This window comes from Stappia sediminis, assembly GCF_009826895.1.
In the GTDB taxonomy this organism is placed as follows: domain Bacteria; phylum Pseudomonadota; class Alphaproteobacteria; order Rhizobiales; family Stappiaceae; genus Hongsoonwoonella; species Hongsoonwoonella sediminis.
Window position 1 is genome coordinate 492,391 of the sequence record NZ_WUMV01000002.1, and the last position, 26,403, is coordinate 518,793.

Below are 26,403 nucleotides of genomic sequence, written 5' to 3' on the forward strand. Positions count from 1 at the left end.
CAACGGGGATCAACTCAAGACATTCATGCAGTGCCGATTTCAGATCAGGAAAGCGACTTCGCTTTCCTGATCTGAAATTGCTCTGGACGACATTTCCAGAAAACCAGAAGACATTCGATCGGGAGGGATCAAAGGATGCCGGAGAAAGCGGCAGGCACGTCTGCGCTCAGCGAAGAAGAGTTTCAGGAACTCGTAGCATCTTCCGACACAGGAGCCCGGAAGTTCTCGGGATCGCTGGGGATGCTTTTTCCTGTGACAGCCATTGCCTGGTCCGTATTTCAGTTGATCCTGGCGTCGCCGTTTTCCAACTACATCCTGGCTGGAAGTCTTATAAACAACTCGCGACAGGTTCACCTGGCCTTCGCGATATTCCTGGCATTCATGGCCTATCCGGCGCTCAAATCCAGTCCGCGAAATCACGTCCCGATCCAGGATTGGTTTATTGGCCTTTTCGGCTCGTTTATGGCGCTCTACGGCTTCTTCTTCTACGAAAAGATCGTGATTGCAGGGGGAGTGGCCGATGAAGCCGACAAATGGTTCGCATTTTTCGGGATTATCGTGCTTCTCGAAGGCGCGCGCCGCGCCTTGGGGCCTCCGATGGTCGTCGTCGCAACCGTCTTTCTCGCTTATGTATTCTTCGGCTCCGCGGACTGGGTGCCGGAAGTCATCCAGTGGAAAGGTGCGAGCCTGAAGAAGGCGATGAGCCACATGTGGATTACGTCCGAGGGCGTTTTCGGTATCGCGCTCGGAGTTTCGACCAAGTTCGTTTTCCTGTTCGTGCTTTTCGGCGCACTCCTGGACAAGGCCGGCGCCGGCAACTACTTCATCAAGATGGCTTTTGGCGCGCTCGGTCATCTACGGGGCGGCCCGGCCAAGGCCGCTGTTGTCGGTTCGGCCGCGACAGGGCTCATTTCCGGCTCGTCCATCGCCAACGTCGTCACCACCGGAACCTTCACCATTCCTTTGATGAAGCGGGTTGGTTTCACCAGCGAGCAGGCCGGCTCGGTTGAGGTAGCGTCTTCGGTCAACGGCCAGATCATGCCGCCGGTGATGGGCGCAGCCGCCTTCCTGATGGTTGAATACGTGGGCATCTCCTATGTCGAGGTCATCACGCACGCCTTCCTGCCGGCGGTGATTTCCTATATCGCGTTGTTCTACATTGTTCATCTGGAGGCCTTGAAGCGCAACTTGCCTACACTCGGCAATCGCGTTGTCTCGATTGGACGTACCATTGGTGGCATGGCCGCATTCTTCGGTGGTTTCGCGCTGCTTTGCTACGTGCTGCAGTATCCGGTGGGCTGGATTACGGGAATGCTGCCAGCATCTGGACTGTTTCTCTCGGCCGCGATCTTTCTCGCCTATGTCGGGTTGCTTTGGCTTGCCGCGCAAGCTCCGGACCTGGAACCTGACGACCCGAACGCCCAGGTCGTGGAATTGCCCGTTGTAACGGACATATACAAGACCGGCCTCTATTACCTGCTGCCGATCGTGGTGCTGGTTTATTTGCTGATGATCGAACAGAAGTCCCCTGGCTTGTCGGCCTTCTGGGCTTCGGCACTGCTCCTGACGATTTTGGTCACTCAACGTCCGCTGAAGGCGTTCTTTCGTGGCGAAGGGGATGCTTACGCGGCCTTCCGATCCGGCGTGCAGGATCTGGGCGGTGGCCTGATGGACGGCGCCCGGAACATGATCGGGATCGGTTTGGCGACGGCCACCGCAGGGATAATCGTAGGTACCATCACGCTAACCGGCGTCGGGCAGGTCATGGCCGAACTGGTCGAGTTTCTCTCCGGCGGAAATCTTCTTTTGATGCTGGCGATGGTCGCTCTGCTCAGCCTCGTGCTTGGAATGGGGTTGCCGACCACCGCAAACTACATTGTAGTCAGTTCGTTGATGGCAGGCGTGGTGGTGGAACTGGGCGCGCAATCGGGCCTGGTTGTGCCGTTGATCGCGGTGCACCTTTTCGTCTTCTATTTCGGCATCATGGCTGATGTCACGCCTCCGGTCGGTGTAGCGAGCTTTGCTGCGGCGGCCGTATCGGGAGGCGATCCGATCCGCACCGGCTTTACGGCATTCTTCTATAGTCTGAGGACCGTGGCGCTTCCGTTCCTGTTCATCCTCAACACCGACCTTCTGCTGATAGACGTTACCTGGGTGCAAGGGATCATCATTTTTGCCGCAGCCACCGTCGGCATTCTGGTTTTTACCGCCGGGACCATGGGCTACTTCATGACGCGCAATCGTATCCATGAGAGTGTGCTGCTGATCCTGATTGCATTCGCATTCTTTCGGCCGGACTTTTTCATGGACAGATTGCAGCCGCCATTCCGCTCGCTTGCACCGACGGAGCTGGCCGCGGCCCTGGAAGAGGTGGATCCCGGTTCAACCATACGAATGGTCGTTAGCGGGCCAGACTTCGATACCGGCAAAGCGAAGGATATTACGATCGACGTCGAGTTGGGCGACGAGCCGGGCGGTGCGGCGCGTCTCGAGGGCATGGGTCTGGTCGTTGCCGAGGAAAACGGTGTGCTCCTGCTTGATGAGCCGCTTTTCGGAACACCGCTTGCGAACAAACTGGCTGAGTTGGACTTCTACGCCGACGATGCGGTGCATGTATCGGTTGCCAAGCTGCCGCAATACCAGCTTCCTGCGGAACTCGTCTATTTCCCGGCAATGTTACTGCTTGGCCTGGTCATGATGCTGCAAAAAAGCCGCAGAAAAAGAGAGGAGACCGCAGCATGACAGCCAGGCCTGTTCTGTGTGCCGTCGACGTCAGTAACAAGGATCGCGATATCGGCGTCTTGAAACAAGCGGCCCGTCTTGCGGCGAATGAAGGCAGTCGGCTGGATGTAGTCACCGTTGTGCCCGACTTCGGAATGAGCATAGTGGGAACCTTCTTCGGCAAGGACCATTTGGACATGGCTATGAAGGAGGCTCGCAAGCTCCTGGATGACCTTGTATCGACATCGCTTGGCCCAGATGCCAACGCTCAAGTCCGACACATAGTGGTTTCCGGTAGCGCCTATGAGGAAATCTTGCGGATTGCCGAGGCGGACAATGCATCGTTAATCGTGATCGGAGCGCATAAGCCGGATTTCAAGGACTATCTGCTTGGCCCCAATGCCGCCCGCATTGTCCGCCATTCGAATTGCTCGGTACTCGTCGTGAGATAAAGTGGAAAATTGTGTCTGCGCATTTTCGCAATGCGCAGGCAACGCTATCACAGCGCGTTTTTTTGGCCGGCGCAGAAATCGACAAACGCATTTACGGCAGCGATTTGAGCTGTCGATGAATTCCATAATATTCCGACTTCCCGGGCTTCGCCATCTGACAGGATCTTCTTTTCCAGCGGCAGGCCTTCAGGCCACGGCGGCGCCCAGTCCGGTACGATAGCAACGCCCAGCCCACGACCGACGAGTGCGGCTATAGCGTCCAGTGCGTCCAGTTCCAGCCACTCCCTTACCGCCAGTTTGTGCGTGCGAAGATATCGGTCGATGATTTGGCCACCCCATTGGTTGCGGTCATACCGGATGAATATTTGTTCCGACAAAACACCATGCGGGTCATTCAGGCGCGTACCCGCAGGTGCGATCAAAACCAGCGGTTCTCTGCGCAATGCAAGCCATCCAATCGATTTTGGAATGGCGAAATGCGGGCGCACGATCACAGCCGCATCGAGTTCCCCGGCCAGAACGCCGTGATAAAGGTTTACCGAGGAATCTGGACGCAGGAAGAACTCAATTCGCGAATGACGCTTTCGCAATCCCGCGACAATTTCGGGTATCAAGCCGGTCATGGCGGTGGCCGTGGCTCCGATGCGCAGCCTGCCTGCGGGTTCGTCATTGGCGGCGATAGCCTGAAGATCGCGAACACCTTCGATCAGCGGGCGCGCGTGGCGCAGAACCGCCATCCCCGAGGCGGTGGGCCGCACGGTTCGCCCGGCACGTTCAACCAGCTTGTGGCCCAGATCCTTTTCCAGCGCACGCAAGCGCTGAGCGAGTGCCGCCGGAGTGACGTTCAACCGCCGCGATGCTTCGGCTATCGAACCGCAATCCGCTATGACGACGAAACTTTCAAGGAAGCGGGTATCCATAGATAGATTGTCTATCTTTTGAAAATATCAAAAGCAATATTTTCCACCTTTCCATTTCACTCTAATACCAACCAGAACCAGAATATGATGCCTTTTTGCGAGGAACCGACATGGCGATTGAAGCAAAATTCAGCAAGCTAGGCGCTGACGATGCGCCTGGCCAAGAGGTGCGGCAGAACGCCAAAGACGTAGAGCTTCTGCTGAGAGGAGACACGGTTCCCGGGCGCAAGGTCGACTTCTCGCACGGGGATGTCGACGCTCATGAACCGACGCCGGGCGCATTCGACCTATTCACTACGGGTGTGGAGCGGGGAGGGTGCCAAGCCTATACCGAATATCGCGGCAATCTCGATATTCGTGCGCTCATTGCTCCAAGACTGGCCGACTTCACCGGTGCGCCCGTAGATGCCGATGACGGCTTGATCATTACACCCGGCACCCAGGGGGCCCTGTTTCTCGCTGTCGCTTCCACCGTCGATCAGGGCGATAAAGTTGCAATAGTTCAGCCCGACTATTTCGCGAATCGAAAATTGGTCGAGTTCTTCGGCGGCGTAATGGTGCCGGTGCAGATGAGGTACGATCAGTCTCCGGAAGGGGAAGCGGGCCTCGATCTCGATGAGCTCGAAGATGCATTCAAGGCAGGAGCGCGGGTGTTCCTGTTTTCCAACCCCAACAACCCGACGGGCGTCGTCTACTCTGCCGAAGAGATTTCGCGGATCGCTGCCCTCGGCGAAAAATACGGCGCCACTGTCATCGTCGACCAACTCTATTCACGCCTGCGCTACACGGGCGCGTCCTACACGCATTTCCGTGCGCAGGCCGTTAATCCGGAAAACGTCATCACGATAATGGGACCATCGAAGACCGAGTCGCTGTCGGGATATCGGCTCGGCGTCGCCTTTGGGTCGGCCAGGATCATCGCGCGGATGGAAAAGCTCCAGGCGATCGTCAGCCTTCGGGCGGCAGGCTACAGCCAGGCGGTCCTGCGTGGCTGGTTTGACGAGCCGGCAGCCTGGATGGAGGAGCGCATCCGCAAGCATCAGGCTATTCGCGATGGCTTGGTCGATGCGCTGCGCGGCATAGAGGGCGCGTTCGTTCGACCCTCGATGGCAGGCAGCTACCTGTTCCCGCGGTTGCCTGACCTTTCGGTGAGTCATTCCGATTTCGTCAAAATCCTCCGCCTTCAAGCGGGCGTCATTGTAACGCCCGGGACAGAGTTTAGTCCCCATACCGCAAACAGCGTGCGATTGAACTTCTCGCAGGATCACGCCGCTGCTGTCGCGGCAGTTGAGCGGATGGCCGTTCTTGTCGAAAGGTACCGGACATGAGTAATTCAATGCCAATTCCGCAGGGCAACTATGTTCCGGCCCAACGCGTGGGTAACATGGTCTACACGTCCGGCATGACCCCGCGGCAAGACGGCGAACTCAAGGTGACCGGGCAAATACCTGCGAACGCGAATATCGAGGAATACCGATTTGCCGTGGAATTGGCCTGCGGGAATGCGTTGACCGCGGCTCGCGGCCAAATGCTAGAAGGCGAATTTATCGACCAGATCGTGAGCATGTCAGTTTTCATAGCAGCCGAAGCCGGGTTTACGACACATGCGAAGCTGGCCGATTTCGCCTCCAACTACCTTTTCGCGGAACTCGGGGATAGGGGCATTGGAGCCCGCGCTGCCATAGGAGTTGCAACGCTGCCTGGAAATGCTCCGGTGGAAATTCAGCTGACCGCAGCGGTGAAATCGGGAGAATAGCCGGTTTCTTAGTATCTCCCGCCAAATCCTGCTCGGATTTGGTGGGGGGCTCAACGCATTGATTCCTGGTAAATTTCTTATCGATTGGACGACGCCATCCGGTAGGGCAAGCGCTCTAAGTCAGCACAACTTTTGTCCCAAACCCTTGGCGAAGCACACCTTTTACCCACGCTAAATCTCAGGCTGACTCGAATCTGTCTCCGAAACAAAGAATTGTTGGTTCCGCGGCAGCAGAATTGCGACGTCGAATGCGCATATGCCTGCTACTGCACGGGGAATGCCCGAGAGCGCAAAATCGTTCGAGATCATTGGAATAAATCAGGAAAGTGGCTGGGGAACCTGGATTCGAACCAGGACTAACGGAGTCAGAGTCCGTGGGTCTACCGTTAACCTATTCCCCAGTGTGAACGACAGCGCGTGGGAAGAAGCCGTCCACGTTGCCGTTGGCATGTTTATATACAAACCCGCAGGGAGGATGCAACACCGTGAGGAGAATTTTTCGCCTATCCGCAACGCCTGTGCAAAAGGTGGCGCGTCCAAGCTGAACAAGCCTGCTCAGCACCCGGCAGGCTTCTGTCCTTTAGCCTCATGTTCGATTTGCTCAATGAGCGCAAGCTGCTACACTCGCGTCAACTAACGATTGGAGGGCGGCGCCTTGATGGGGCGCTGCCGAGGGCTTGAAGTGAGCGACACGGGCGAATTCGGGCCGGAGGCATTCCGGGCCGTGCCCGATACGGCGGAGAGTTCGGATGATGGACGCAAGTCTTCCTGGCGCGGGCCTCACAAGAGGCGAAAGGATGTTGACGGGCGTCTGAACGGATCTTCGCAACCCGCTTCCGTGGATGGTTCGTCCGTCCATGCGGTTGCGGGCGGATCGGGCATTAAACAGTCGAAGAAGAAAAAGCGTCGGCGCCGCCCGAACCGGGCTGAGCGTAGAGCGGAGCAATTCTCGGACAACAATCAGGTTGAAGCGCCGCCCCAAGATTCAGGCAATGCCACGCTTCCATGCGCTGAAATTTCGAAGACAGATGCCTCAATAGACGCTTCGCGCTCCGGGGAAACGGGAGGCGGGCATGCGGGCGGCGAACGGGCAGGCCGGCAGGATGAGCGTGGCGGCGGCGCAGGCAATCCCGCAGTTTACAAACCGGCGTATCTCAACGGCAAAGGGAACGCATACGCTCCCTCCGTTTCGTCGCAAGACCTTCGCGCCGAAGAAGGCCGCCAGCAGGACACCCTTTATGCGGCACTTGATCTGGGGACGAACAATTGTCGTCTGCTTGTGGCGCGCCCCGAGACGCGCGGCTTCAGGGTTGTCGATGCATTTTCGAAAATCGTTCGCCTTGGCGAGGGGCTGGGGCGCACACGAAGGCTTTCCGATGATGCGATGGATCGTGCGGTCGAAGCGCTCGACTGCTGCCGCGACAAGCTCATGCAGCGCGGGGTGGAAAGGTTTCGCCTGATTGCGACGGAAGCGTGCCGGGCAGCCGAAAACGGCGAGAGTTTCATAGACCGCGTGCGCGATCAGACCGGGCTTTCCCTCGAAATCGTTTCGCGTGAGACCGAAGCGCGTCTGGCCGTTGCGGGCTGCGCTTCGCTGGTCGATCCGGAAGCCGATGGTGTTGTGCTGTTTGATATCGGCGGTGGTTCTTCGGAAATCGTGTGGCTGGATCTGCGAAACCGCTGTGGCGCGCGCGGATATGCGCTGACGAAATTCATACGCGCGTGGATTTCGCTTCCTGTGGGCGTGGTCAACCTGGCCGAGCGCCACGGGGGACGGAATGTCACTTTGGACGTCTTCGAAGCGATGGTCGCGGATGCGGCGGGCCATCTTGAATCCTTCGCCCTTGGCGAACAACTGACGGATGCGATCTGCTCCGGCAAGGTTCACATGCTGGGCACTTCGGGTACGGTAACGACGCTGGCCGGCGTTCACTTCGGCCTGAAGCGATATGACCGTCGCAGGGTGGATGGTGCCTGGCTCGGTCATGAAGACGTTTCCTCCATGATAGACCGGCTGCGCTCGATGCCTTACGAAGAGCGGGTGAAGAACCCTTGCATTGGCGCGGATCGTGCCGATCTTGTGCTTGCGGGCTGCGCGATACTCGAAGCCATCCGCCGACGCTGGACATGCCAGCGGCTGAGGGTTGCCGACAGGGGCTTGCGCGAGGGTATCCTCATGGAGTTGATGTCGGCCGATGAAGTCTGGCGCAGATCGCGGCACGGCAAATGGCGCGGCAGACGCAGGCAAAGATAATCAGGCAAACCGGAAAGGTTCCATGGCCACTTCAGGGCGGGGTCGCGGTGAACGCGGCCTTTATCAACGCGTCAAGACGGCAGGCAAGCGCAAGGAATCCTCCACGCGCTGGCTTGAGCGTCATCTGAACGACCCTTATGTCCGCCGGTCGAAGATCGATGGCTACCGGTCACGGGCAGCTTACAAGCTGTTGGAAATCGACGAGAAACACAAGCTTCTGAAACCCGGGATCCGCATTGTGGACCTTGGTGCCGCGCCCGGCGGCTGGTGCCAGATCGCGGCCGATGTGACGGGCTCGACCGACGAAAATCCGCTTGTCGTCGGTATCGACTATCTGGACGTCGAGCCGATCCCCGGTGTCGTGCTGTTGAAGAAGGACTTTCTGGACGACGATGCGCCGCAGGCGCTGATGGAGGCTTTGGGCGGGCACAAGGCGGATCTTGTCCTGTCCGATATGGCGGCGCCGACGACGGGGCATCGAAAGACGGATCACCTGCGCACAACGCACCTGTTCGAAGTGGCGGCGGAATTCGCTCGCGAGAACTTGGTGACGGGCGGTAATTTTCTCTCGAAAGTCTTTCGCGGCGGAACGGAGAACGAACTGCTTCGTCAGTTGAAGCAGGACTACCATTCTGTCGTCCATGTGAAGCCGCCGGCGAGCCGCCAGGAAAGCCCTGAACTTTACGTTCTCGCAAAGGGTTTTCGTGGGCGCAATGACAATGAGCCCATGACTTAGGGGCTGTTGAGATTCAGGATTTGGTGCGTGGTATAAGCGAAAATCGTTCAGCTTCAGAAGCAGGACCGCAGGTAGGACTGCCCCCTTTTCAAGGTCCTGCGACGCAAAGATGGACGCTTTTCGCCATATCCCTTCGGGACGCGACGAATTTCGGCCCTGAATGCGTTGAAGAGCCCTTTTGATGGAATACACCACAGCGGTCTCTTCGCCTGTTCAGGCCCGAAATTCGCATTACGCCACGCTCGAAACCTGATTCTCAACAGACCCTAAACTCTGGTATCTGACGGCGGGCGCGACGCTCCGCCCACAGTGGCCGCGTGGCCGGAAACCGAAGCCCCGGCATCGCGGTCAAGGGTCAGGAACGAAACCGCCGAAACAAGCACGATTCCCGTGACGACGAGGAAAGCGATCGCATAGTCGGTGGGGCCGGCGCTTTGGGCGCCGCGCAACATCGTGGTCGCCGAAAGCGTCAATGCGGCAATGCTCACCCCTATCGAGAGCGACAATTGCTGCGCCATGGACGTGAAGCCTGTGGCCCGGCTCATCTGGGTGTCGCTCAAATCCGCAAATGCGATCGAATTCAGCGCCGTGAATTGCAGGGACCGGAAGAACCCGCCGATAAACAGGATCATTATCATCACGAAAGCGGGCGTAGCGGGCGAGAAAGCCGCGCAGGCGCCGATCGATATGGCGGCAAGCAAGGCGTTGAGGCTGAGGACGTTTCGGAAGCCGGCTCTTGCCAGAATGCGTGGGGCCGCGAATTTCATCGATATTGCTCCGGCTGCCGCCGCGAAAGTGATCAGCCCTGAAGTGAGAGCGGTCTTGCCGAAGCCCTGCTGAAGCATGAGCGGGAGGAGGAAAGGTATCGCGCCGATCCCGAATCGGAAAAAGGAACCTCCGAAGAGGCTGACGCGGAATGTGGAAATTCGAAGGAGCGAGAGGTCGAGGATCGGCGAGGCTGCCGAAATGGCGTGACGCACATAAACGAGACCGGCCAGAAACCCGGCTGCGATGAGCAGATGGCCCGTATAGCCGGCGATATTGGTATTGGGCGCCAGTTCGAACCCGAAAAGCAGCCCGGCAATGGCAACAGAAGAAAGGCAGAACCCTTTCAGGTCGAAGGGCGGCCTGTCTTCTCCGCGGATGTCCTCGAAATAGATCGTGGCGAGCGTAATTCCCAGCAGGCCGACCGGAACGTTTATCCAGAATATCCAGGGCCATTCGGCATAGGTCACGAGAAACCCTCCGAGCGGAGGGCCTACGACCGGGCCGATGAGCGCGGGAACCGTTACCCACGTCATCGCCTGAACGAGTTGCGATTTCGGCACCGCGCGCAGAAGCGCGAGCCGTGCAACCGGCACCATCATCGCCCCGCCCAGCCCCTGGACGATACGCATGATAATGAGCTCGGTAACCGAGGACGCCGCACCGCAGCCGATCGACGCGAGGACGAAGATCGCAACCGCCCAGCGGAAAACGTTGCGCGTGCCGAAGCGGTCCGCGATCCACCCGCTTGCCGGCATGAATACCGCAAGCGCGATCAGATAAGACGTCATTGCCAGGTGCAGGCGAACGGGATCTATCGAAAATGATCGCCCGATCGCCGGCAGTGCGGTGCCGAGGATCGTGGAATCGAGCGTTTGCATGAAAAGGGCGCAGGCCACGACAAGCGCGACCAGTCTTTGACGAGGAAGCACTGGAAACTCTGAAATGCGAGGGTTTTGAAGCCTTATAGCAGGATTAAGTGTTGCCGGATCAATCACAAGGCGTTTTGTATGATAAAAATTCCCCGATTTGCGCGGATATTGCACGGCTAAGCCGCTTCCCATCCTGTCACGGTCGTGTTATTGACCCGCGCCAACTTCTCCGGCACAGCCTGAGTCGCACATCGTTCGCCAAATTGTCCGGCGCGCGACCGGTCGGTGCTATTTCACAAGCAGGGAGAACTGGCCCATGCCGTCCATCTACGAACCGACTTTAGGTCGCGAAGCGCTGACTTTCGACGACGTTCTCTTGCTTCCCGGTCATTCGGAAGTTCTGCCGGCTGAAGCCGATCTCCGCGCACGCGTTACCCGCAATCTGTCGCTCAACTTGCCTATCCTGTCGTCTGCCATGGATACGGTGACGGAGGCACGCCTCGCCATTGCCATGGCGCAGGCCGGCGGCATCGGGATCTTGCACCGCAATTTCACGCTCGATCAGCAGGCCGAACAGGTTCGCCAGGTCAAGAAGTTCGAGTCCGGCATGGTGGTGAACCCTCTGGTGATCGGACCGGACGCGACGCTTCAGGACGCGCTGGATCTCATGAAGCATGCCGGCATCTCCGGTATCCCGGTTGTCGAGAACGGCGGCAAGGGAGGGCAGGTGACGGGCCGTCTCGTCGGCATCCTGACGAATCGCGATGTGAGGTTTGCATCCTCACCGACGCAGCCGGTACGGGAACTTATGACCTGCGAAAATCTGATCACTGTCCGTGACACCGTGAGCCAGGAAGAGGCCAAGCGTCTGCTGCACCAGCACCGGATCGAAAAGCTCGTCGTCGTGGACGACGACTACAATTGCACCGGCCTCGTCACGGTAAAGGACATCGAAAAGGCCCAGCTTCACCCGAATGCGTCCAAGGACGATCAGGGCAGGTTGCGGGTTGGCGCGGCAACCTCCGTCGGCGCCGAAGGTTTCGAACGGGCGGAGCGTCTTGTCGATGCCGGTGTGGACCTCGTCGTTGTCGATACGGCCCACGGCCATTCGCAGCGCGTTCTGGAGATGGTCGGCAGGGTGAAGACACTTTCGAATTCCGTTCAGGTCCTGGCCGGCAATGTCGCGACGCGCGACGGCGCCAAGGCGCTGATCGATGTCGGCGCGGATGCGGTGAAGGTCGGCATCGGGCCGGGCTCGATCTGCACGACCCGCGTCGTTGCCGGCGTCGGCGTACCGCAGCTGACCGCCATTCTCGAAGCTTGCGACGAAGCTACCAAGCAGGACATTCCGGTGGTCGCGGACGGCGGTATCAAATACTCCGGCGATCTTGCCAAGGCGCTTGCGGCGGGCGCGTCTTGCGCCATGGTTGGCTCCCTCCTTGCCGGCACGGAGGAAAGCCCGGGCGAGGTTTATCTCCATCAGGGCCGGTCGTATAAGGCCTATCGCGGCATGGGTTCCGTCGGCGCCATGGCGCGCGGGTCCGCCGACCGTTACTTCCAGGCGGAAGTTCGCGACACCCTGAAGCTCGTACCCGAAGGTATCGAAGGTCAGGTGCCCTACAAGGGGCCGCTTTCGAGCGTGCTCCATCAGCTTGCCGGCGGCTTGCGCGCCGCAATGGGCTATGTCGGCGCGAAAACCATTCCGGAACTTCAGGAAAAAGCGCGCTTCGTGCGGATATCCGGTGCGGGCTTGCGTGAAAGCCATGCCCACGACGTAACGATCACCCGCGAGTCGCCGAATTACCCCTCCAACGTCTGACGGTAATAAAAGAGGCCGACCGCACTGTGCCGATCGGTCCAAGTGGAGTGCTACTGGAATGAAGGATGGCGGACGTATCGCCGCGGCGATCGATGTGTTGACCGACATCGAAAGCCGCCGCCGCCCGGTGCAGGACGCGCTCAAGGACTGGGGTATCAGCCACCGTTTTGCCGGCTCTGGCGACCGGGTTGCGATTGGCAACCTCGTGTTCGACGCATTGCGGGCGAAAGCGTCGCTTTCCTACATGTTGGACGATGCGGGCCCGCGTGCGCTTGCCATCGGCGTCTACGCGATTTCCTGGGGCAGGGGCGTGGAGGGTATAGCTACTGCATTCGATGCGGACAAGCATGCTCCGCCCGCCTTGACGGATAAGGAAACTGAAAGGCTGGCAGCCGCCTCGCTTGAGGGCGCGCCGGATTGGGTTCTCGCCGACGTACCGGAATGGCTTTGGCCCGAGTTTTCTTCCGCTTTTAGCGCAGATGCGGTCGCGGAGGGCAGGGCGCTCGCGAGCCGCGCGCCGATCGACATGCGGGTGAACCGGCTGAAGGCTACCCGCGAAAAGGTGTTGAAACGGCTTCATCATCTGGGTGCGGAAGTGACGCCGATATCCCCCCTCGGCTTACGTATCGCGCCGGCTGAAGGTGCCGGCCGGATGCCGCATGTCCAGGCGGAGGAGGGATTTCGCAAGGGCTGGTTCGAGCTCCAGGACGAGGCAAGTCAGACGGCTGCTCTGCTTGCGGGCGCAAAAGGCGGCGATCAGGTGCTCGACTATTGTGCCGGCGGCGGTGGCAAGACTTTGGCGCTGGCAGGCGAGATGGAAAACCGCGGCCAGATCTACGCTTACGATGCTGATCGTTTGCGGCTTGCGCCTATACATGATCGTCTGCGCCGTGCCGGCGTGCGAAATGTTCAAATTCGTGACCCCCAGACCGGCGGCTTGGAAGGGCTTGAGGGGCGGATGGATCTGGTTTTCGCCGATGTTCCGTGTTCAGGCACAGGCGTGTGGCGCAGGCGGCCCGATTCGAAGTGGCGTCTTTCTGAAAGAGCGCTCGGCGAGCGGATGACGGAGCAGCGCGAGGTCATTCGCGCGGCAAGCAGGTACGTGCGCCCCGGGGGGCGCCTTGTCTATGTCACCTGTTCGCTGCTCAGCAGCGAAAATCGCGAGCAACTTATCGGTTTTCTCGGTGAAAATCGGGATTTCAGACCGCTCGACTTGAAGGCGGATTGGACTCGGGTTCTCGGGGATACGTCCGATCGCTCGCGTTTCGACGACGCTGGTTTTGCGACGTTGTCACCTGCAAAAAGCGGCACGGATGGCTTTTTCGTAAGTGTTTTGCAGCGCGCTGACGGATAGAGGCTCCTAAGGAGCCTGTTGGTATCCACGTGAGGAGCGCAGCCGCAGTCTACCCGCGTCGCTGCGCCAACTCATCATCCTCGGCAAGAGGCTGTGAATCGTCGTGTTCGAGACGGTCTGGACTGGTGTCCGCCTCATAATCGTTTCCGCCGTTCGAAGGTGGCTGATTATCTTCGTCCCCATGAATGTGCGAAGGCGTTTCCGGTTCGCGCGCTGGTTGCGCCACTGTAGGGATTATGCCTTCCTCCCCGGCAGAATTTCGGATTTCTTCCGCAAGTTTTCGGACTTTGACCAGCGTTTCCGCCCTGACGTCCGCTCGTGCGCCTCCCGTGAGCAGTATTTCCCGGGCAAGCGAGTTTTTCCCAAGGGCGGAAAGCGTGGAGCCGAGAGCCTTCCCCGCGTGTTTGTTGGTCTGATCGAGCGTCCAGGCACGTTCCGCGTAGATCAGGGCGCGCCTTGCCTTGCCTGCTTTGCGGGCTGCCTCGGTCAAATGGATCAGGATCCTGACATCGTCGGGAGCAATTTCGAGCGCTTGCAGATAGGCCGTTTCCGCAGCTTCATAGTCTTGCATCTCGGCGAGAATTGCGCCTTTCAGGTCATGTCCTGCCGGATTGAAAGGTTGTCGTTCGATTACCGCACAGGCGCAGTCGTAGGCTTCCTTGCTGCGCTTGCGTTGTTGCAATGCGCGTCCGAGGCCGAGATACGCGGGAACATAATCGCTGTCGATCCTGAGCGCTTGTCTGTAGCGCGCGATGGCTACGTCAAGCTGGGGATAGAGTGACCCCGCGTCGGCTGCGATGGTAAGCGCCGCCGGACTGTTCGGCAGTTCGTTGACCAGCCGTTGCGCAAGCGGCAGGGCTTCGCCGTGCCGATTTTGCCTGATCAGAATCGTTGCCAGGCCGAAGAGGGCGTTTTTGTTCTTCGGATCGAAATCAAGGACGGCGCGAAACGCTTCCGTCGCATAGTCGTATTGTTCAAGCAGCAAATGCGCGTTGCCGAGGTTCGAGCGCGCCTTCGTATGGTCCGGGTCGTTGAAGACGACCTGACGCAAGACCGGAATGGCTTCCTCCAGCCGCCCCACGCGAAGCATCGCGGTTCCCGTGCGATATTTGAGGTCGATGTCCGTTGGATGGCGTTGATGTAGATTTTCGTAAATCGTCAGGGCTGCGTCGTAATCGCCGCTTTGCTCAAGACGGGCGGCTTCCGCGACAGCCGCGTCGATGGAGATTTTATCGTCGAACACTGCCATATCGAGCGTCATCCCGTCCGTGAAGACCGAAAATCGCTTTTGTCCTGCACCTACGGGCATGCCCGGTGCGGGTTCTCGGCCGAATCGTCCCCAATCCCCACCGCGAAGAGTAGGTATCAGGCCGTCTGTGGTCAAAGCGCCAATTGAATGTCCTTTGGATTATGGACAGCTTTATGTCGAAACCCGTTGCATGGCCGGTTCGTGTCGTTTCATATGAAGCAATTTTGGTCCTCACGTCCTCGGATCGTGACTTCATGGCACGTCATAAAACGCAAGCTGCCAATCAGATCCCGCTGTTCGGCGCCGAAGTCGAATCTTCGGAAAACTATCTTCCGTTTCGCGTATTACATGCCGCGCGGCTCGTTGAGCGCAGGATCGCCCGGGCGCTGACAGCGGAATTCGATCTTTCGCTGGCGGAGTGGATAGTGCTAAGCGCGTTGCTCGATGCCGATCAGGTATCTGTGCGCGACCTCGTTCCGCTGACGGGGCTGGATACGGTGGCTGTTAGCCGCGCGGCGACCCGGCTTTCGGACAAGCGTTTTGTGAGAAAAATCGTCAACAAGCATGACAAGCGCCTGGTTGTGCTCAGCCCGTCGAAAGCGGGGCGTGCGCTTGCTGGTGAGGTCGATCGAAAGATGTTGGACCTTGAGACCGCCTTCCTCAAGGGGCTGGGCGTCCAGGAGCGTGTACGGCTTGGGCAACTGCTCGGCGCCGTTATCGACAGCGCATGAATATCTGCCACGAGAACGGGCGCTTTTTGGGTTTAAAACATAAAGGTAAGGGTCTAGAAGCGGCGCATGACAGATCGTGTTCTCATCATCGACTTCGGCTCCCAGGTTACCCAGCTCATCGCGCGGCGCGTGCGCGAATGCGGGGTCTATTCGGAGATAGTGCCTTTCCAGTCTGCCGGGAAGGCTTTTCGCGAGATGCAGCCCAAGGCGGTGATTCTGTCCGGAGGGCCTGCTTCGACCACGGACGTCGGCAGTCCCCGTGCTCCGCAAGAGGTGTTTGAAGCCGGAATTCCGGTTCTTGGCATCTGCTATGGCCAAATGACGATGGTTGCGCAGCTTGGCGGCGAGGCCGAGCCCGCCGATCATCGTGAGTTCGGCCGCGCCTTCGTTGAGATCAGGAAGGACAGCCGGATCTTCGACGGTGTCTGGAATGCGGGCGAGCAGCATCAGGTCTGGATGAGCCATGGCGACCGCGTAATCAGCCTGGCGCCCGGTTTCGAGGTTTTCGCAAGCTCGCCGAATGCGCCATTCGCGGTCTCGGCGGATGAGCAGCGTGGTTTCTATTCCTTCATGTTTCATCCGGAAGTCATCCATACGCCGGACGGCGCGAGGCTCTTGAGAAACTTCGTGCAGAAGATCGCGGGATGCTCCGGCGACTGGACCATGGCCTCTTTCCGCGAGGATGCCGTGGCGCGAATCCGCGAGCAGGTCGGTGATGGCAAGGTTATTTGCGGTCTGTCGGGCGGTGTCGACAGCGCGGTTGCCGCCGTCCTGATACATGAGGCGATCGGTGATCAGCTGACCTGCATTTTCGTCGACCATGGATTGTTGCGCATGAACGAAGCGGAGCAGGTCGTTACGCTTTTCCGCGAGCATTACAACATTCCGCTCGTTCATGTGGATGCCTCGGATACCTTCATCAGCGCGCTGGAAGGCGAAAGCGATCCGGAAGCCAAACGCAAGACGATCGGGCGCTTGTTCGTTGAAGTATTCGAGGCCGAGGCGCGCAAGATCGGCGGGGCGGAATTTCTCGCACAAGGAACGCTCTACCCCGATGTGATCGAGAGCGTATCCTTCACCGGCGGTCCGTCGGTCACGATCAAGTCTCATCACAACGTCGGCGGCCTGCCTGAACGCATGAACATGAAGCTCGTCGAGCCGCTCAGAGAGCTTTTCAAGGATGAGGTACGTTTACTCGGCAAGGAACTCGGCTTGCCGGAAGCGTTCGTCGGTCGTCATCCGTTCCCGGGGCCGGGCCTTGCCATCCGCTGTCCGGGCGGCATCAGCCGCGAGAAGCTCGATATCCTGCGCAAGGCCGATGCGATCTATCTCGATGAAATCCGCAAGGCCGGCCTCTATGACGCTATCTGGCAGGCGTTTGCCGTCCTCCTGCCGGTGCAGACCGTTGGCGTGATGGGTGACGGACGGACCTACGAATATGTCTGTGCTTTGAGGGCGGTCACCTCGACCGATGGGATGACCGCGGATTTCTACCATTTCGACATGGATTTCCTGTCGAAAGCGGCGACCCGCATCATCAACGAGGTCAAGGGCATCAATCGCGTCGTCTACGACGTGACGTCCAAGCCTCCCGGAACGATCGAGTGGGAGTAGTTATTATTGTGTAAGTCATCTATTCAATTATCCAACAGCCCTCGCAATGGATTCCGAAAAACCCAATTTCCAGCCTATACGCCTCAGTTTCCGTTATCTAATCAACAGGATTTCTAACAAAATATACGGAAACCGCCAATAAATTTGCGGATTTATGCTATATAAGAGGTGCATTTTCATATTAGTATACTGACATAGAGAGGAATAGTTGAAAAGTTATGCCGCAAATACAAAGCAAGGCTGTAGGCGACGAGAAAGAATGATGAGTTTTAAAATGTATTTATTTTAGTTTAAATATTGAGGTTGAAAAAATACTCAGGGAATTGTTAGTGCGAAATTTCCGAAGAGCTGAAAGCTTAAATGGATTCACTACAACGGCAGATGGTTGAAGCGAAGAAGCGTAAATATGCAGAAGCGTTGAAAAATTGAAAGAGTTTTGCAATGGGTTTGGCTTTAGGGCTGGGATGTTGAAGGGCTCGTTAGCTGATAGCAGGGAGAAGGATTTAAGAGTATGGGGCGCTTAATTGATCAAGAATCTAACTACGCGGGGGATTTCGGTGCCGCTTTCCGTTCGTCTGCAATATTTTACAAGCCAAATGGCGTAAAAACGACAATCTCTTTTAGCAATTATTGGTATTTTAAAAACAGTTTGGAGGTTGGGCTTGTCGTTAGTTATCGCCGTATGAATGGAGAGTTGGTTACTCGGAAAGAATATAGATTTACTGCAGGAAATGTAATCAACATAGAAGTTTCGGAAATTGATGAAGGTTCGGTAGAGATTGAGGCATTCTCGAGCAAAAACCTAAAAATTCCCTACGCGGCAATTATGTGCGTTTACGAGACTGAAAATGGTGTTTCGATGGTGCACAGTTATGGAAGAAATCATTCGCTGATAGAATTAGAAGACGATAGGGCTATTACAGAAGCACGAGAGAGCTGCTGGACGCTGCGTGCATCGCCTGGAATTCGCAACCAAGCTATATTTCACAACGGGCATGTTGCTTTAGAAGCGCAAACTGGTTTGTTTGTGATTACTAGCTCAGACGGCACAGAAGAAAAGATAGAATTTAACATTCCTTCTCTCGCGCCGTTTGAGACGTTAGTGTTCGAAGCGGAGAATATTTTTCCCAAACTGCAAGACTTCTTGTCTGGAAATATTGGATGGGGAACGTTGCACTTTGAATCCTATTCAAGCTTCACTCGTTTGCTTATTGTTTGGTTGGATGAAAATAGCGATGAAATCCAAGTAACTCATTCGAATTTTGACTACAGTTCGCATCAAACAAACATGATTTCTTCTTCGAAGCCCGCATATATGGCATTACCATCCGTTTATGGCGAGCTTCCGAGTGTAATAGTGTATCCAAAATTTTCCAAGGGGATCTATGTCGTTAATGGTGATACCGAATTCACTAATGGCACTGTCTTGTCTGGTTCGAAATCGGAAATTACATTCACGAGAGAAGATGGACTACTACCAGCTCGCATTGTTACAGCTGCCAGTGCCAAACTATCGGAAGACGTCTCGTTACCTTTTGAATGCTCTTTGGGTATTATTCATGAAAAGCGGCCGCCGAAGCGGTTTCATTGGTTCTTAGTTTCTTCGGTTTTGCCTACTGTCATTCACTTGACAGCTTATGATAAAATATATCCGAGTGAAGGAAAATTGAGTTTAGTTGTTAGGCTATACTCACAATCAAACAAGGAAGTTAGTGAGGTTGTCCTGAATTACGACTCACTGGTTAATTTGCCTGGGGAAATTAAGCTCGAGGATATCTTCAATTTAGATAACCTCGAAGGGTTCGGTTATGCATCAGTCTTCTCTCACTACGGTGGGTTGATTATTTACTCCTCATTACGCAAAAACGACGTTGTTACAGTTGAGCACTCTTTCTAGGGGTATGATACTTCGAGTCAAAGCGGGAGTGGTGCGAAAGCCGAGGGATAACTAACGGTGACGATTGCAAGTTGTCGCAAGGGCGCATATATGCGGATCTGACGCCTTTTTAGTCGGCCTGTGGGTTACCCGTGAGTTCGGCGCGCTCATTCGTCGGCGCGCCAAACCGTCCACTATCGTCTCTGGCAGCGGAACCGAACTCACCTCGAATGCCATGCTTAAATAGCTTCAGGAACGCGGTGTTGAATACCGCTATATCGTACCGGGCAACCCCATGCAGAACGGCTTCGTGGAAAGCTTCAACACGCAGGTGAGGGGCGGATGTCTGATTGATACGCTGTTTTCGTGACTCGCCAGCATCGGGAGTCATATCGCCGCGTCGGGGTAGATGACAGCCGCAAGAGGTTCCATTCAACCCTAGGCAATCTCATGCCCTGCGAATTTGCCATGAAAATGACTTTGCAAACACGGACCACAAGAGGCCATTGGTCAACCGAAGGGCTCCGCGCTAAAGTTGACGGGAGTTCGGGTCTCAAGTTCCCATGAAATCCAGTAACCGCATTGTGCTCTCTAGCGACCACGCCGCCATTCAGCTCCGACAAGCTATTGCCTCTCATATAGCGGCGTGCGGCTGGGTGGTGGTCGACATCGGGCCGACGACCCCGGAGAGCACGCACTATCCCAAGCACGGCGAGGCGGCAGCGCGGCTTGTGGCCTCTGGCGATTGCCGGTTTGGTATTATCCTGTGCGGCACCGGCCAAGGCATCATGATGGCGGCGAACAAGGTAGCGGGCATCCGGTGCGGCATCTGCGCCGATACTTTCTCAGCCCGTATGATCCGCCAGCACAACGATGCCAACATGCTGTCGATAGGTGCGCGTGTGGTGGGCGAAGGGTTGGCGCTCGATATTGTTGATGCGTTTCTGACCGCAAAGTTCGAGGGCGGCCGGCATGCGATGCGGGTGGAGATGATTGCGGCTCTGGAAGGGTAGCGCCGTTCTTTTTCCGATCGTCAGACTTTCACACGCTCCATCTTCGGATCGTATAGGGGGGAAAGCGCCACGCTGCAGGGCACCCTTTCGGTTGCGACTTCAAGCTCGTATTCGCCGTCGGCTATATAGTCCGCGCTCACGCCTGACGGATTGCGGATATAGCCCATGCCGATCGACCTGCCGATCGTGTGGCCGAAGCCTGCGGAAGACAGCCAGCCGACCCGTTCTCCATTGCGGTAGATCGTTTCGCGGCCAAGCAATATGATGCTCGGATCGGCGATGAAGGTCGCCATTCTTTTCTTCACGCCCTGCTGGCGTTGAGCCTCGATAGCGGCTCGTCCCTTGAAGTCGATGTTCTTTCTCATTTTCACCGCCCAGCCGAGGCCGGCCTCATCCGGGGTGTGATCGGGCCCAATGTCGGAAGACCAGGCGCGGTAGCCCTTCTCCAGGCGCAAGGTCTCTATCGCCCGATACCCGGCATTTACGAGACCGAGAGGGTCGCCGGCTTCGTGAAGCGCTGCATAAACGGTCGTTGTGTATTCCACCGGAATATGCAGCTCCCATCCGAGTTCGCCGACGTATGTCACGCGCAGAGCAGTGACCGGGCAGCCGGCAATGCCGATTACATTGGCGGTGCCGAATGGGAACGCCTCGTTGGAGACGTCCGCCGATGTTACCTTGCTCAGGATATCCCGCGCCCTCGGTCCCATCAGCGACAAAACCGAATTCGATGAGGTGATGTCTACCAGCTGGGCATTCATGCCGTTGGGAATGTTTCGCGAAATCCAGTCGAAATCATGCGTCGCGAAGCCGGTGCCGGTGACGATGTAATATTCATCGGGCTTCATCCGGGCGACCGTCAGGTCGCACTCGATTCCGCCATGGTCGTTCAGCATCTGGGTGTAGACCAGACTGCCGACGGGCTTGTCGACATCGTTGGAGGCGATCCAGCTCAGCGCGTCGCAGGCATCCGGACCCTTGAGGATGAACTTTGCGAACGAGGTCTGATCGAAGAGCGCGGCCGCCTCTCGGCAGGCCTTGTGCTCGCGACCTACCGCGTCGTGCCAGTTCGGCCGTCCGAAGGTGTAGATATCCTTCTGCTCCTCTCCGGCAGCGGCATCAGCGTACCAGTTCGGCCGTTCCCAGCCGAGCTTTTCTCCGAACACTGCACCATTGGCCAGGAGTGTGTCGTAAAGCGGCGACTTCCTGCAGGGGCGGGCGGATCGGTTTTCCTCCGACGGCCATGCCATGGTGTAGTGCTTGCCGTACGCCTCGTAGGTGCGCTTTCTGATCCAGTCATCATCGAAATGAGGACGTCCGAAGCGGCGTATGTCGGCGGGCCAGAGGTCGAATGGCGCTTCCCCATTGCGTATCCATTCGGCCAATGCCATGCCGGCGCCGCCTCCGGACGCGATGCCGAAAGCGTTGAAACCCGCGCCGACGAAGAAGTTGCGTTGCTCCGGAGCTTCCCCGAGGATGAACATGCCATCCGGCGTGAAACTTTCCGGCCCGTTGATCAGTTCCTTGATGCCCGCCGTTTCGAGGGCCGGGACCCGGCCAAGCGACAATTCCATCAGTTGCTCGAAATGGTCGAAATCGCTGTCGAGGAGCGTGTAGTGGAACCCCCTGGGAATGCCATCCTTTGCCCAGAGGACCGGGTTCGGTTCGTAGCCGCCCATTACCAAACCGCCGACCTCTTCCTTGTAGTAGGTGAGGCGATCCGGGTCTCGCAGGGTCGGCAGATTGGAAGGCACGCCGTCTATCCGCTCCGTCACCATGTACTGGTGCTCGACAGGGACGAGCGGCACATTGATGCCGTGGATTTTCGCGAATGCGCGCGTCCATTGCCCGCAGCAGGCAACGACCTTTTCGCAGTCGACGCGCCCGTGTTCGGTCTCAACGCCCTTGATGACACCGTCCTGGATATCGACCGACAGTACCTTGGTGTCTTCGAATATCCTGGCGCCCGCCATTCTTGCGCCCTTCGCGAGCGCTTGCGTGATATCGGACGGATTTGCCTGTCCGTCCGTTGGCAGGAAGGCGGCGCCAACGACATCGTCGATATTCATCAGCGGCCACAGATCGAGTGCTTCCTTCGGCGTCAGCAGCTGCATATCCAGGCCGAAGCTGTGAGCCGTCGTTGCCTGCCGGCGCACTTCCGTCCATCGTTCCTCGTTGCAGGCAAGGCGCAAGCCACCGTTCATTTTCCAGCCGGTCGCCTGTCCGGTTTCTTCCTCCAGCTTGTTGTACAGGTCAATCGAATATCCCAGAAGCTGGGTCACATTGGCGTTCGAACGCAACTGTCCGACAAGGCCCGCGGCGTGGAATGTCGTTCCGGACGTCAGCTTCTTGCGCTCGAACAGGACGACTTCGACCCCGGCCTTTGCAAGGTGATAGGCGGTCGAACAGCCGATAATGCCGCCGCCGATGACGATCACCTTGGAGGAGGAGGGAAGCTGGGTCATCTGGTCCTCTGATTGCGTTGAGCCGCCGTCGGGCGGGTCCTTGATGCGTCTACGCGAGTCGTTTCCTCGCGATCAATGATCATTGCACCTTGAAATCCACAATTACGCTTGAAATATGCACGTCATCCCTCAAAAGTCCACAAAAGAGCTCGGGAATTCGTTGGATATTGTGATATTGTCACGAATGCCACGGTGAATGTGGCCTTGCGTGGGAGTTTCTGCCGGCGTAAGGCGTTCGGCCGGGCGAAGGAGGCTGATACGGATGGATGCATACCCCAATCATACGCAACGGCAGATTCTGAACGAGTTGCGCAAGGTGGGTGGACTGCAAAAGATCAGCGTTCTTGCTGAAACGTTGGACATTTCCGGCGAGACCGTGCGGCGCAACGTCAAGCGGCTCGTCGAAATGGGAACCGTGGAAAAATCGCACGGCAGCGTGCAGCTGATCGATCAGGAGGAACAGGAAGAAGGCAACCTTCAGGAGCGGCTGAACCTGAACCAGGCGGCCAAGAAACGAATTGCCGGCTTTGTCGCAAGGATGATCCCCAACGAGTGCTCGCTCTTTTTGGATATCGGCAGTACCACCGCCTTCATCGCAGACGCACTTCGTGGTCACCGCAAACTCATGATCGTGACCAACTCGGTCTACGTCGCCTACCGGCTTTCCATGCGCAATGAGAACCGCGTGTTCATGGCGGGAGGTGAATTGCGGGGCGAAGATGGTGGTGCTTTCGGGGCCGATGCGATGGCATTCGTTTCCAATTTCCACACGGATTTCGCCATCCTTTCCACCGCGGGTCTCGATCCTCGAAATGGCTTTACGCTTTTCGATCTGGAGGAAGCCAAGTTTTCCCGGCACATTATGGGAAATTCCGGCACCCGGATCATGGCTTGCGATTCAAGCAAGTTCGGACGGGAAGGGGCGGTAACGATCGGCAATCCCGAGCAGGTTGACCACCTCGTGACCGACACCACACCGCCGGAGGCCTTGCAGGTTGCGATGCGCGACTGGGGCATCGAAGTGCACCTCGCCGATTGGGTCAAAAACGCCGCCGCAGGCTCTTGATGATTTAGTCCGGCCCGTTTCTTCCGGGGAGAGTTAAGGCAACGCCATTGGAAAGCGGTTGTCGGTCGGCGGTCTTCTTGAAGATTCCCTGTTGGATTGAGTGGCGTGGGCAACTGCCTGCCGCCGGAGGTTTTGTCGCGTCCTGAATTGAGGGAAGATTTGAACGGATGAATTTGAGTGGCGCCGAAATTTACGCTTGATGTGTGAAATAACACAAAAAGCTGCAAATTGTGTTGATATTTGTGGAAACATATTGCCCATTTAAACGGAGAAAGCATCGGGAGTGTGGTTCGAATTGCATGATGGGGAGCCGGAAATGAGCCGCCTTGAAGCAAAGCACCTGATCATTGGCGGCGGCATCATTGGGTGCTCGATAGCCTATCATCTGGCCAGGAACGGCGAGAAGGATGTCGTGCTTCTGGAAAAGTCATCCCTGACCGAAGGTGCTACATGGCATGCCGCTGGTCTGATCGGTCAGCTTCGCTCTTCCCGGAACACGACCCGGATGCTGAAGCGTTCGGTTGCCATGTACGATAGTCTGGAAAAAGAAACCGGCATGGCTTTCGACTGGAAGAAAGTCGGCAGCCTGCGTCTCGCGGTCACGAAAGAACGTCTTCTGGAAGCCCGGCGCCTGACGACGATGGCGCGCAGCTTCGGTCTGGAAATGCATATGATTTCCGCAGAAGAGGCAAAGTCGCTTTTCCCTTATATCGATGCCACCGGACTTCTTGGCGCTGCCTATGTCCCCTCCGACGGTCATGTGGATCCGGCAAGCCTGACCCAGGCGATCGCATCCGCCGCGCGAAAAGCCGGCGTAAAGATCAGGCAGGGCATCAAGGTTGAGGGTTTTGAAGTCGATGAAGGCCGCATCACCAAGGTGCAGACAAATGGGGGGGATTATTCGGCTGATGTCGTTGTCCTTGCCGCCGGCATGTGGAGCCGGGAACTTGGCGCGAAGCTTGGAATTCGTGTGCCGGCATGCGCCGTCGAGCATCAGTACATCGTTACCGAACCTCTGCCGGATGTGGAACTGGTCAGGAACCTGCCAACGCTGCGCGATCCGGAGCGGCTGGTCTATTACAAGCCCGATGCCGGCGGGCGGCTGGTAATCGGTGGATATGAAGAGGGGACATTACCGTTCGGGGAAAACGGAATTCCCGGAGAATTCGCCCGTCAACTTCTTCCTGACAATCTGGATCGGTTTGGGCCGCTAGCCGAGCTTGCCGCCGAGGTGACACCCGTCTTGAACGAGGTCGGTATCAGGACCGTGATCAATGGACCTATCCCATATTCCGCCGATGGCGACTTCGTGATGGGCTGGGCGCCAGGCTTCGATAATCTGATGATGGCCACCGGCTTTTTATACGGTATTGCCGCCGGTGGCGGTGCGGGCGAAATGATTGCCGAATGGATTACGCAGGGGCGCCCGAGCCTGGATCTCTGGCCACTCGACATTCGTCGCTTCGGTCCGCATCACGGGACGAAAGCCTTCATGTATCCCCGCGCGGTGGAGCATTATGCCCACCATTACAAGATGCGTTATCCAGGTCAGGAGCACGAGAGCGCCCGCCAGCTCCGTCTTTCGCCGCTCTATGGCATCCTGAAGGAGCGTGGCGCGGTCTATGGATCCAAGAACGGCTGGGAACGGCCTTTGTGGTTCGCGCCCGAAGGTGTGGAACCTGTCGACCAGCTCGACTTCCTCGAACCCGGCTGGCACAAATACGCCGCCGAGGAACACAAGGCGGTCCGCGAAGGCGTGGCGTTGATCGACCAGTCGAGCTTTTCAAAGTTCGAGATGATTGGTCCGGGCTCTCTCGATCTCCTGCAAAAGATTGCGGCCTGCAACATGGACAGGCCCACGGGTTCGGTCATCTACGCCCAGTTGTGCAACGACCGCGGCGGGATCGAGGCGGATGTGACGGTCACCCGGCTCGGAAGAGACCATTTCTATATAATCACCGGTTCGGGCTTCGGCACGCACGATGCGGACTGGATTCGTCGGCACATGCCGAAGGATGGCTCGGTGCAGTTGATCGAGATGACCTCGGCGCGTGCGGTCATCAACATTTGCGGCCCGAAGTCACGCGATGTCTTGCAAGCGGTTTGCGAGCAGGATGTTTCCAACGACGCGTTTCCCTTCGCAACAGCGCGGGAAATTGTCATCGGGGCGGCCCCGGTACGTGCGGCGCGGATCGGCTTTGTCGGCGAACTGGGGTGGGAGCTGCATGCGCCAACCGAATTCGGCGCTCATGTCTATAGCGTTCTGCGCGAAGCCGGTGAACCGTTCGGGATCCGCGATGTTGGCTATCGTGCGATCGACAGTCTGCGCCTTGAGAAAGGTTATCTCTATTGGTCCGCCGATATTTCTCCCGACTATACGCCTCTCGAAGCCGGATTGGGTTTTCGGGTTCATCTGAAATCGGGTGGTGCTTTCCTCGGCCGAGATGTGCTGGCAAGGCAGAAAGCAGAGGGGGTGCAGCGTAAACTCTGCACTTTCGTTACCGATGCAAGGCTTCCGGTTTTCGGTGGCGAGACTATCCTCCATGGCGGTGAAACGGTCTCGCTCGCGACGTCGGCAGGCTTCGGTCACACCGTCGGCAAGTCAATCATCTTCGGATATCTGGGTGCCGAACTGTGGGATCGCGAGGCATTCGAGATCGAGGTCTTTGGAAACCGCCATCCAGTCGAGCGTGTGGACGGGCCGCTTTACGATCCGCGAAACGAACGGTTGAAAGCCTGA

The 26,403-nt window shown here is 57.5% G+C and carries 18 protein-coding genes, 1 tRNA gene and 1 pseudogene; 15 read left to right on the forward strand and 5 right to left on the reverse strand.

All coding sequences use genetic code 11. The features are described from left to right. Positions 1-135: 135 nt before the first annotated feature. Complete coding sequence (locus GR183_RS05805; protein ID WP_160774637.1) at positions 136-2,742, forward strand: TRAP transporter permease; 2,607 nt, start codon at positions 136-138, stop codon at positions 2,740-2,742. Then, complete coding sequence (locus GR183_RS05810; RefSeq protein ID WP_160774638.1) at positions 2,739-3,173, forward strand: universal stress protein; 435 nt, start codon at positions 2,739-2,741, stop codon at positions 3,171-3,173. The genes GR183_RS05805 and GR183_RS05810 overlap by 4 nt, the downstream gene beginning before the upstream one ends. Positions 3,174-3,220: 47 nt before the next feature. Here the strand turns inward: GR183_RS05810 and GR183_RS05815 are convergent, their stop codons facing one another. Next, a complete protein-coding gene (locus tag GR183_RS05815; RefSeq protein WP_160774639.1) occupies positions 3,221-4,093 on the reverse strand; it encodes a LysR family transcriptional regulator in 873 nt (290 codons plus the stop codon). A gap of 110 nt (positions 4,094-4,203) precedes the next feature. Between GR183_RS05815 and GR183_RS05820 the strand changes: the two genes are divergently transcribed. Both GR183_RS05820 and GR183_RS05825 read left to right on the forward strand, forming a co-directional pair. Beyond that, positions 4,204-5,421 (forward strand): pyridoxal phosphate-dependent aminotransferase, encoded by a 1,218-nt coding sequence (locus GR183_RS05820; protein WP_160774640.1) that lies wholly within the window; start codon positions 4,204-4,206, stop codon positions 5,419-5,421. A gap of 8 nt (positions 5,422-5,429) precedes the next feature. After that, on the forward strand, positions 5,430-5,849 hold the full coding sequence (locus GR183_RS05825; protein WP_208999760.1) for a RidA family protein: 420 nt from the start codon (positions 5,430-5,432) through the stop codon (positions 5,847-5,849). 327 nt (positions 5,850-6,176) lie between these two features. On the opposite strand, the gene GR183_RS05830 is transcribed toward GR183_RS05825, so the two are convergent. Further along, a tRNA-Gln gene (locus GR183_RS05830) sits at positions 6,177-6,250 on the reverse strand. Positions 6,251-6,507: 257 nt separating this feature from the next. Here GR183_RS05830 and GR183_RS05835 point away from each other — a divergent pair. Together GR183_RS05835 and GR183_RS05840 are read left to right on the forward strand one after the other, a co-directional pair. Next, complete coding sequence (locus GR183_RS05835) at positions 6,508-8,103, forward strand: Ppx/GppA phosphatase family protein (protein WP_208999761.1); 1,596 nt, start codon at positions 6,508-6,510, stop codon at positions 8,101-8,103. A 22-nt stretch (positions 8,104-8,125) separates the two neighbouring features. Then, positions 8,126-8,839, forward strand: coding sequence for an RlmE family RNA methyltransferase (locus GR183_RS05840; RefSeq protein WP_160774642.1), 714 nt, complete (start codon positions 8,126-8,128; stop codon positions 8,837-8,839). Between the two features lie 266 nt (positions 8,840-9,105). On the opposite strand, the gene GR183_RS05845 is transcribed toward GR183_RS05840, so the two are convergent. Then, positions 9,106-10,536 (reverse strand): DHA2 family efflux MFS transporter permease subunit, encoded by a 1,431-nt coding sequence (locus GR183_RS05845; RefSeq protein WP_202395850.1) that lies wholly within the window; start codon positions 10,534-10,536, stop codon positions 9,106-9,108. 256 nt (positions 10,537-10,792) lie between these two features. Between GR183_RS05845 and guaB the strand changes: the two genes are divergently transcribed. Together guaB and GR183_RS05855 are read left to right on the forward strand one after the other, a co-directional pair. Continuing rightward, positions 10,793-12,295 (forward strand): IMP dehydrogenase, encoded by a 1,503-nt coding sequence (guaB, locus tag GR183_RS05850; RefSeq protein WP_160774644.1) that lies wholly within the window; start codon positions 10,793-10,795, stop codon positions 12,293-12,295. Positions 12,296-12,353: 58 nt separating this feature from the next. Then, complete coding sequence (locus GR183_RS05855) at positions 12,354-13,649, forward strand: RsmB/NOP family class I SAM-dependent RNA methyltransferase (RefSeq protein WP_160774645.1); 1,296 nt, start codon at positions 12,354-12,356, stop codon at positions 13,647-13,649. A 49-nt stretch (positions 13,650-13,698) separates the two neighbouring features. On the opposite strand, the gene GR183_RS05860 is transcribed toward GR183_RS05855, so the two are convergent. After that, positions 13,699-14,958, reverse strand: a complete 1,260-nt coding sequence (locus GR183_RS05860) for a tetratricopeptide repeat protein (RefSeq protein WP_160774646.1) — start codon at positions 14,956-14,958, stop codon at positions 13,699-13,701. 113 nt (positions 14,959-15,071) lie between these two features. Between GR183_RS05860 and GR183_RS05865 the strand changes: the two genes are divergently transcribed. From GR183_RS05865 to rpiB, 5 genes and pseudogenes are all read left to right on the forward strand, one after another. Further along, entirely contained in the window at positions 15,072-15,629 is a 558-nt protein-coding gene (locus tag GR183_RS05865; RefSeq protein WP_208999762.1) for a MarR family winged helix-turn-helix transcriptional regulator, read from the forward strand. Positions 15,630-15,695: 66 nt separating this feature from the next. Next, complete coding sequence (gene guaA / locus GR183_RS05870) at positions 15,696-17,243, forward strand: glutamine-hydrolyzing GMP synthase (protein ID WP_160774647.1); 1,548 nt, start codon at positions 15,696-15,698, stop codon at positions 17,241-17,243. 511 nt (positions 17,244-17,754) lie between these two features. Next, complete coding sequence (locus GR183_RS05875; protein ID WP_160774648.1) at positions 17,755-19,140, forward strand: hypothetical protein; 1,386 nt, start codon at positions 17,755-17,757, stop codon at positions 19,138-19,140. 247 nt (positions 19,141-19,387) lie between these two features. Next, positions 19,388-19,489, forward strand: a pseudogene (locus tag GR183_RS22335) (integrase core domain-containing protein); the annotation flags it as partial. A gap of 193 nt (positions 19,490-19,682) precedes the next feature. Further along, on the forward strand, positions 19,683-20,132 hold the full coding sequence (gene rpiB, locus GR183_RS05885) for a ribose 5-phosphate isomerase B (RefSeq protein WP_160774649.1): 450 nt from the start codon (positions 19,683-19,685) through the stop codon (positions 20,130-20,132). A 20-nt stretch (positions 20,133-20,152) separates the two neighbouring features. Here rpiB and GR183_RS05890 read toward each other — a convergent pair whose 3' ends face one another. Continuing rightward, on the reverse strand, positions 20,153-22,597 hold the full coding sequence (locus GR183_RS05890) for a GcvT family protein (RefSeq protein ID WP_160774650.1): 2,445 nt from the start codon (positions 22,595-22,597) through the stop codon (positions 20,153-20,155). Between the two features lie 262 nt (positions 22,598-22,859). Here GR183_RS05890 and GR183_RS05895 point away from each other — a divergent pair, with 262 nt between their 5' ends. After that, a complete protein-coding gene (locus GR183_RS05895) occupies positions 22,860-23,663 on the forward strand; it encodes a DeoR/GlpR family DNA-binding transcription regulator (RefSeq protein WP_160774651.1) in 804 nt (267 codons plus the stop codon). Between the two features lie 316 nt (positions 23,664-23,979). Then, complete coding sequence (locus GR183_RS05900; RefSeq protein ID WP_160774652.1) at positions 23,980-26,403, forward strand: GcvT family protein; 2,424 nt, start codon at positions 23,980-23,982, stop codon at positions 26,401-26,403.

What these genes read in the sequence shown, in the direction of transcription:
- GR183_RS05825 (WP_208999760.1), top strand. Translation starts at nt 5,430, where the DNA reads ATGCCAATTCCGCAGGGCAACTATGTTCCGGCCCAACGCGTGGGTAAC.
- GR183_RS05805 (WP_160774637.1), top strand. Translation starts at nt 136, where the DNA reads ATGCCGGAGAAAGCGGCAGGCACGTCTGCGCTCAGCGAAGAAGAGTTT.
- guaB (WP_160774644.1), top strand. Translation starts at nt 10,793, where the DNA reads ATGCCGTCCATCTACGAACCGACTTTAGGTCGCGAAGCGCTGACTTTC.
- GR183_RS05900 (WP_160774652.1), top strand. Translation starts at nt 23,980, where the DNA reads ATGAGCCGCCTTGAAGCAAAGCACCTGATCATTGGCGGCGGCATCATT.
- GR183_RS05820 (WP_160774640.1), top strand. Translation starts at nt 4,204, where the DNA reads ATGGCGATTGAAGCAAAATTCAGCAAGCTAGGCGCTGACGATGCGCCT.
- GR183_RS05815 (WP_160774639.1), bottom strand. Translation starts at nt 4,093, where the DNA reads ATGGATACCCGCTTCCTTGAAAGTTTCGTCGTCATAGCGGATTGCGGT.
- GR183_RS05810 (WP_160774638.1), top strand. Translation starts at nt 2,739, where the DNA reads ATGACAGCCAGGCCTGTTCTGTGTGCCGTCGACGTCAGTAACAAGGAT.
- GR183_RS05890 (WP_160774650.1), bottom strand. Translation starts at nt 22,597, where the DNA reads ATGACCCAGCTTCCCTCCTCCTCCAAGGTGATCGTCATCGGCGGCGGC.
- GR183_RS05860 (WP_160774646.1), bottom strand. Translation starts at nt 14,958, where the DNA reads ATGCCCGTAGGTGCAGGACAAAAGCGATTTTCGGTCTTCACGGACGGG.
- GR183_RS05855 (WP_160774645.1), top strand. Translation starts at nt 12,354, where the DNA reads ATGAAGGATGGCGGACGTATCGCCGCGGCGATCGATGTGTTGACCGAC.
- rpiB (WP_160774649.1), top strand. Translation starts at nt 19,683, where the DNA reads ATGAAATCCAGTAACCGCATTGTGCTCTCTAGCGACCACGCCGCCATT.
- GR183_RS05875 (WP_160774648.1), top strand. Translation starts at nt 17,755, where the DNA reads ATGGGGCGCTTAATTGATCAAGAATCTAACTACGCGGGGGATTTCGGT.
- GR183_RS05840 (WP_160774642.1), top strand. Translation starts at nt 8,126, where the DNA reads ATGGCCACTTCAGGGCGGGGTCGCGGTGAACGCGGCCTTTATCAACGC.
- guaA (WP_160774647.1), top strand. Translation starts at nt 15,696, where the DNA reads ATGACAGATCGTGTTCTCATCATCGACTTCGGCTCCCAGGTTACCCAG.
- GR183_RS05835 (WP_208999761.1), top strand. Translation starts at nt 6,508, where the DNA reads ATGGGGCGCTGCCGAGGGCTTGAAGTGAGCGACACGGGCGAATTCGGG.
- GR183_RS05865 (WP_208999762.1), top strand. Translation starts at nt 15,072, where the DNA reads ATGTCGAAACCCGTTGCATGGCCGGTTCGTGTCGTTTCATATGAAGCA.
- GR183_RS05895 (WP_160774651.1), top strand. Translation starts at nt 22,860, where the DNA reads ATGGATGCATACCCCAATCATACGCAACGGCAGATTCTGAACGAGTTG.